The 6,774-nt window shown below is 62.0% G+C and carries 4 protein-coding genes and 1 pseudogene; 1 reads left to right on the top strand and 4 read right to left on the bottom strand.

Going from position 1 to position 6,774, the window contains the following annotated elements; genetic code table 11:
• Positions 1 to 96: 96 nt before the first annotated feature.
• The 4 genes and pseudogenes from peaD to peaA form a co-directional block, all read right to left on the bottom strand.
• Positions 97 to 1,215: a quinohemoprotein amine dehydrogenase subunit beta gene (gene peaD, locus ACW9JE_RS27285; protein ID WP_457434525.1), complete on the bottom strand. Its 1,119-nt coding sequence runs from the start codon at positions 1,213 to 1,215 to the stop codon at positions 97 to 99.
• A gap of 38 nt (positions 1,216 to 1,253) precedes the next feature.
• Positions 1,254 to 1,577, bottom strand: coding sequence for a quinohemoprotein amine dehydrogenase subunit gamma (qhpC, locus tag ACW9JE_RS27280; RefSeq protein ID WP_457434524.1), 324 nt, complete (start codon positions 1,575 to 1,577; stop codon positions 1,254 to 1,256).
• A 1-nt stretch (position 1,578) separates the two neighbouring features.
• Positions 1,579 to 3,009 carry a quinohemoprotein amine dehydrogenase maturation protein gene (gene peaB / locus ACW9JE_RS27275; RefSeq protein ID WP_457434523.1) on the bottom strand — a complete coding sequence of 477 codons (1,431 nt, stop codon included), beginning with the start codon at positions 3,007 to 3,009 and terminating at the stop codon, positions 1,579 to 1,581.
• Between the two features lie 79 nt (positions 3,010 to 3,088).
• Positions 3,089 to 4,668, bottom strand: a pseudogene (gene peaA, locus ACW9JE_RS27270) (quinohemoprotein amine dehydrogenase subunit alpha).
• Between the two features lie 536 nt (positions 4,669 to 5,204).
• Here peaA and ACW9JE_RS27265 point away from each other — a divergent pair.
• Entirely contained in the window at positions 5,205 to 6,695 is a 1,491-nt protein-coding gene (locus ACW9JE_RS27265; protein WP_457434522.1) for an aldehyde dehydrogenase family protein, read from the top strand.
• Positions 6,696 to 6,774 lie beyond the last annotated feature (79 nt).

Below are 6,774 nucleotides of genomic sequence, written 5' to 3'. Positions count from 1 at the left end.
CACAGTGGACTTTTGGTGAACACACATTTTGTGCCCGACCATCACCGACTGTGGGAGCGAGCCTGCTCGCGATAGCGTCAGCCCAATCGCCGCAAATTACCGCACAAAAATCTGCGCCGTAGTAATCGCCATATCCCCCCCAGGCAATTTGATACTGCCAGTCTGCTTCAGACTGTCCGCATCAAAGATCGCCACATCGTTGAAGGTCCCCGCCAGGTAGATCTTGCTGCCATCCTTGTTGAAGGAAATGCAGTAATAAGAGTGATCAAGGGTCGCCGCCTGAATCAGCTTCTTCTCCTTGATGTCGTACTTGGCCAGGCGGTTGAGCACGCCAAACATCAAATTCGGATCCTTGGGCGAGCGCATGCCGCTGAAGTAGATTTCCGTCAGCGGGCCGAAGTCGGTGGTTTCGGTCTTGCCGGTCTTCAGGTCCACGCTGAACAGGCCGTACAGGTACTCGGCGGTGGCCGGGTCCTGCTTCTTGTCCTTGAATTTCGCCGCGGTGTAGAGCAGCGAGAAGTCATGACGATAGGTTTGCTGGTTCCATACGTAGAGCACGTCCGGCGCGCTGTAGTTCGCACGTTTCCAGTGACGGCTGGGGATCAGCACGTCGAACTTGCCGGTCTGCACGTTGACCTTGTAGACGTCCGCCCCGGCCACGTACAGCGTGCCGTCGTCACCACTCTGCATGATGGTCAGCTGCCGTGGCGCCGGGAAGCTGCGGATCGGCTTGGCATCCATGCCGGCGTTGGTGGCGTAGACGTCGAGACGAGGCTGCTGCACTTCATACCGATCGTTGAGCATCAGCGTCGGGTTGGCGATGGTGAACAGTTCCTTGCCGTCGTGGCTCAAGGTGAAGGCGAACATCGACTTGGCCTTCTCCCCCGGCTTCTGGGTGATGCTGGCGTGGAACACCTGTTTGCAGCTGTCCAGTTCGACGCCGTAGACATCCGCATAGTGATTGTTCAGCACATAGGCGGTCTTGCGGTCCGGCGACAGTTGCACGGTGCCGGGGCCGAAGGCGTCCGGCATCTTGCAGGTCTTGAACACGGTGTCCGTGGCCAGATCGATCACGTGCAGGTTGTTCGGGTAGTTGGTGGTCAACATGTACTCGTGACCGTCTTGCAACGCAGTGTTTTCATCGGCCACGGCACTGAGCGAAGCGGCGCTCAGGAGGGCGAATGCGGCCAGGCCGCTGGCTTTGATGCTGTGCATGCTGGAATCCTTCTTCTTGTACGCTGCTCTCGAGGGCATCACTTGTCTTTCGGGAAGACAGTGCCCAGGTTGCGCCAGTTGTCGTTGGACGCCTGGGCGTCCTTGTTCCAGTCCGGGTAGGTGCTCATCATGTCGGGCACCTGGGCCGGCCACCAGCACGGGTCGGAGCAGCCATACAGGTCGGCCTCCATCGGCTGGCACAGCGACGACACGCCACCGAACGCATCGATTCCCCAGCCCGGGTCAGTGGTCGAAGCGCAGCCTGCCACCGAGCTCATGGCCACCACTTCTTCGATGCGGTTTTCATCCGCGGCCTGATCCAGCTTCAACGCTTTGTTATTGATTGCCTTGAGATGTTTCATATCAGTGAGCCTTGCGCGGAGTGATGTAACTGCTGATGAACGCAGGGTTATTGGCCATGATCCGGGTGTAGACCTCGATGCCGAAGTCGACCCAGTCACGCATCAGTTCGCAGTAGTGATAGGTCGGATGAGCCGGGTCGCCGTAGCGGGCGTAGCTCTCGTGGTAGCAGCCGCCGGAGCACAGATTGCGGATGTTGCAGTCGTTGCAACCGGTGTTGGTACGGTCCAGGCGCTCGGACAGAAAGTCGTTCAACTCCATCTGCTTCACGCCGCTGTGGACGTTGCCGAAGGTCGGCAGGGACGATCCGGTAAAGCGGTGGCACAGGTTCAGCTCACCCTTGTGATCCACCGCCAGCATCTTCAGGCCCGCGCCGCATGGCAGGGCTTTCTTGTGGCCTTCGTGGATGTCGGTGATCAACTGGTGCAGGTTGGAGAAACCGATGTTGCGGTGCTCCAGCGCCGCTGCCAGGTAACGCCGGCCGAGGGCCTTCATGTTGGCGAATACCTGTTTGAGCTCATCGTTGGTCAGGTTGAAGCTGCTGATGTCGCCGGAGGTCACCGGGGCAAAACCGACTTCGGCAAAACCCAGTTCGTTGAACAGGTGATCCCAGATGGTTTCGACGTCGGTGACGCCGGTGGTCAGGGTCACCCGCGCGCCCACCGGACGGCTGTTGTAGCGCGACAGCAGCATCTCGGCCTTGCGCCGCACCACGTCATAGGTGCCCTGCCCGCCCACGGTGATGCGGTTGCGGTCGTGCACGGTCTTCGGCCCGTCGATGCTCACCGACAAGCCGAAACGGTGGGCGTTGAGATAGTCCACGGTCTCCTCGGTGAGCAGCGTGGCGTTGGTGGTCATGACGAACTCGACGAACTTGCCGGCCTCGGCAAAGCGTTTCTCGCAGTAGTCGACCATGTACTCGATCAGCTTGCGATTGCTCAGCGGCTCGCCGCCGAAGAACACCACGGTGAAACGTTCTTCGTCCGGGGATTCCTTGAGCAGCATCTCCACCGAAGCGATGGCGGTTTCGACGTCCATCTTCTTGCCGGCGGACGGCTTGTCCAGGTCTTCCTTGTAGCAGTAGGTGCAGCTCAGGTTGCAGCCGGTGTTGACGTTGAGCACCACGGTGTTGATCGCGGTGCGTTCGACGCGCTTGGTGGCGATGTCCGGGGTCAGCGGCGAGCCGTCGCTGACCAGCTCCAGGGCCATCAGCTCGCGCAGGGTCTCGGTGATTTCTTCGCCGTTGAAGCGCTCGGCCAGGCGCTGGATCAGGTCGTCCGAAGAACAGCCCGGGCCGCGCAGGGTGTCGATGATGGTGCCCGTCAGCTCATCGCTGGCGAACAGCGAACTGCTTGGGATGTGGAACAGCATGCGGTCGGCATCAACGTGCACTTCGTGCAGGTTGCGTTCGACCAGATTCAAGATAGCGCCCATGGCAAACCTCCTGTGCAAGCCCCGTCACGCAGGGCTTGCGATCATTCCGAAAAGTGTCTGAAACCGTGTCGGGCCAGCCTTATGGAATGGGTGGATTGTTCCAGCGTTGCACGGTCACGATCATGTGGCCTTCGCCGGTCAGGGATTTCCCTGCGTCGTCGACGGCGGCGATCACCTTGAGGTTGCCGGCATTGTTGGTGGACATTTTGCGTGCAGGGTTCGGCCCGGCATCGCCCGGGGTGAACACGCCCGCGTCGGCCTGCATGGTGCCGGCGTACTTGACGTCTTCGTCTTCCTTGGCGCGATCATCGAAGGCCTCGACCTTCCACTGCGCCGGGAACACACCGATGCGATACGGCTTGCCGTCGGCGCCCTTGCCCCAGGCCTCGGCGTCGAAACGACCCTGGACCTTCGGCGTCGAACCACCGCCCTCGCCGATCCGCGCCACCGAGAATTCCGGCACCACTTTGACCGAGTCGATTTTGCTGTAGACCGACAGGTTCGGGCCTTTCAGCGTGCCGACGGTGACCGCGCGCAGGCCCGGCTGGGCGTTGGCGGCGGCCTTGAGTTTGACTTTGATCTGTTCGGGCGTCTGCGAGACAACCTCGACCACTTCCACGCCCTTGCCGAAGTTCGGCTTGCCGGTCAGGCCGCTGCCGATCAGGGTCACTTCGGTTTCGCTACCTGCTTTCACGTAGCCCGGTTGCACCGCCAGCAAGCGGTTGCTGCCCTGCTTGGCGGCGACGAAATCCAGGCCGCGCTCGTCATGCTCGGCCTCGAACATCCGGCCCTGCATGGCGTTGCCCTGAGCGGCGAACACCTGGCGCATGGTCACGCCGTCGATGGTCACGTTGCCGCGCCATTCGTAGCCGGTGTAGAGAATCGCGCTGCCGTCGCCGTTGAACGGCGTGCCGTCGGCGTACTGGCCCTTGACGCTGACCTTGAAGGTGTCGCTGCCGTCAGCGCTGACGCTCATCACCCCGGCCAGTTCACCTTTGCCCGGCAAGTGCCCGCTGAAGCTCCAGTCACCCACCAGCGCCTCGCTTTTCGGCGCGGTGCTCAGCCATTTCTTCCAGGCCGGGTTGTCCAGCGCGTAACGCTTGGCCAACAGCGGCACCATCTCTTTGCGGGCGATGTCGAACCAGTCGCGATCGCGTGCCAGGGCCTGGTATTCCAGCGACGGCCATTGGCCGAGGTGGAAGTTCACCAGACGCTCCCATTCCTGGGTCGGACGACGTTGCAGGGCGACCCGCGCACCGGAGTGGCAGCGGCCGCACATCTGGCTGGTTTTCTCGTCGAACTGCTCGACGGTGTTGAGCCGGCGCTCCATGGCATAACGCACGCCATCAGTTTCACTCGGCGCCAGGCCCTGGGTGTCGGCCAGGTACTTGACCAGCGTGCGCGATCCTCATCGCTGATCTGCAGACCGTGCATGGTCTGCATGCGGGCGATGCTCATCAGCCAGCCTTCCGGGGTCTTGCGCTGGTGGCTGATGCGGCTCAGGGCGTTATTGGCTTCGGGGGTGTGACAGCCCTGACAGGTTTCCTTGAGGATGGTCTGGGCGTCGCGGGCTGCCAGGCTGTCAGGCGAATGCAGCGCCACACAGGCGGCCACGGCCAGCAGACTGACACTCAGGCCTGATCGGAGTTTTCTCTTCATCAACGTCGAACCTCGCACGGTGCTTTCTTATTTTTGTCGCTTATCGTTTTTTGGGTTTCTGCCGTCGGCGGTGAGGCGCTGACGGAGGCAGAGAAACGTCTGCGATGAGCAATACACGGAGCGTGCCAGCTTGCGAATGTCTTGAATAATCAACGGCTTGTGAGGAACAGGTCGGGTTTTGGCGGGGGCAACGCGGGTGTTGCACGTTTTATTTCGCGACACCTGTTGCAACCTGAGACAAGCATAGACCTGCCTTTTGTGGGAGCGAGCCTGCTCGCGATGAACGTCCAGACAACGCGGACATCAAGACTGTCTGCGTAATCGTTCACGACCATCGCGAGCAGGCTCGCTCCCACAGGTATTCATGCCGGGTGTGCGGGCAGTCTCATGCCGTCGCAATTTGCGACGGTCGCAGGCTTCCCGCCGATTCCGAAAAAAACCGCCAGCCCCGCCCGCCCGGGCTCTCGGCGCACAAATCCACAACTGGCACAGCCATTGCAAAAGACCTCGGCACACGAACAAGACGAGGTTTCAACATGTCGCTCCCAAACCTGCTTCCCGCCACTACGGCGTTTATCCAGCGCGCCCCGCGCATGCTCATTGGCGGTGACTGGGTCGAGGCCGCCGATGGCCAGACCATGCCCCTGCACAACCCGGCCACCGGTGAAGTGCTGTGCGTGGTGCCACGGGCAACGCCTGAGGATGTCGATCGTGCGGTGCTCGCCGCCCGCCAGGCGTTCGACGATTCGGCCTGGACTCGCACCCGTCCACGGGAGCGGCAGAACCTGTTGTGGAAACTCGCCGACCTGATGCAGCGCGACGCCGAGCTGCTGGCGCAACTGGAATGCCTGAACAACGGCAAGAGCGCGATGGTCGCCCAGGTGATGGACGTGCAACTGGCCATCGACTTCCTGCGTTATATGGCCGGCTGGGCGACCAAGATCGAAGGCTCCACCGTCGATGTCTCGGCGCCGCTGATGCCCAACGATCAGCTCCACAGCTTCATCCGTCGCGAAGCGGTGGGCGTGGTCGGCGCCATCGTCGCCTGGAACTTCCCGCTGCTGCTGGCCTGCTGGAAACTCGGCCCGGCGCTGGCCACCGGTTGCACCGTGGTGCTCAAACCCGCCGACGAGACCCCGCTGACCGCGCTGAAACTCGCCGAACTGGTGCAGGAAGCCGGTTACCCCGAGGGCGTGTTCAACGTGGTCACCGGCACCGGCATCACCGCCGGCTCCGCCCTCACCCACAACCCGTTGGTGGACAAGCTGACCTTCACCGGCTCCACCGCCGTAGGCAAGCAGATCGGCAAGATCGCCATGGACTCCATGACCCGGGTCACTCTGGAGCTGGGCGGCAAGTCGCCGACCATCGTCATGGCCGACGCCGACTTGTCGAGTGCCGCCGCCGGTGCCGCCAGCGCGATCTTCTTCAACCAGGGCCAGGTGTGCTGCGCCGGTTCGCGCCTGTATGTGCAGCGCAAGCATTTCGACAACGTGGTGGCGGACATCGCCGGTATCGCCAATGCGATGAAACTCGGCAACGGCCTGGACCCGAGCGTGGAAATGGGGCCGCTGATTTCCGCGCGTCAGCAGGAGCGGGTCTACGGCTACATCGAAAAAGGCCGGGAAAGCGGCGCGACCATCGCCTGCGGCGGCGAGCAGTTCGGCCCGGGCTTCTTCGTCAAGCCGACGGTGATTGTCGACGTTGATCAGAAGCACTCGCTGGTCCAGGAAGAAATCTTCGGCCCGGTGCTGGTGGCCATTCCGTTCGACGACGAAGCCGAAGCCCTGCGCCTGGCCAACGACAGCCCCTACGGCCTGGGCGCAAGCATCTGGTCCAACGACCTGGCGGCGGTGCACCGAATGATCCCGCGGATCAAGTCCGGCTCGGTCTGGGTCAACTGCCACAGCGCCCTGGACCCGGCGCTGCCGTTTGGCGGGTACAAGATGTCCGGGGTTGGGCGGGAGATGGGGTATGCGGCGATTGAGCATTACACCGAGTTGAAGTCGGTGTTGATCAAGCTCTGATTTCTGCAGCGTTTAGTAAGCCGCCTTCGCGAGCAAGCCCGCTCCCACATTGGATCTGTATACGACACAAAACCAATGT

Source organism: Pseudomonas sp. SDO55104_S430 (genome assembly GCF_054070595.1).
Note: the sequence above shows the minus strand (reverse complement) of the source record. Positions and strands in the feature narration are given on the sequence as shown.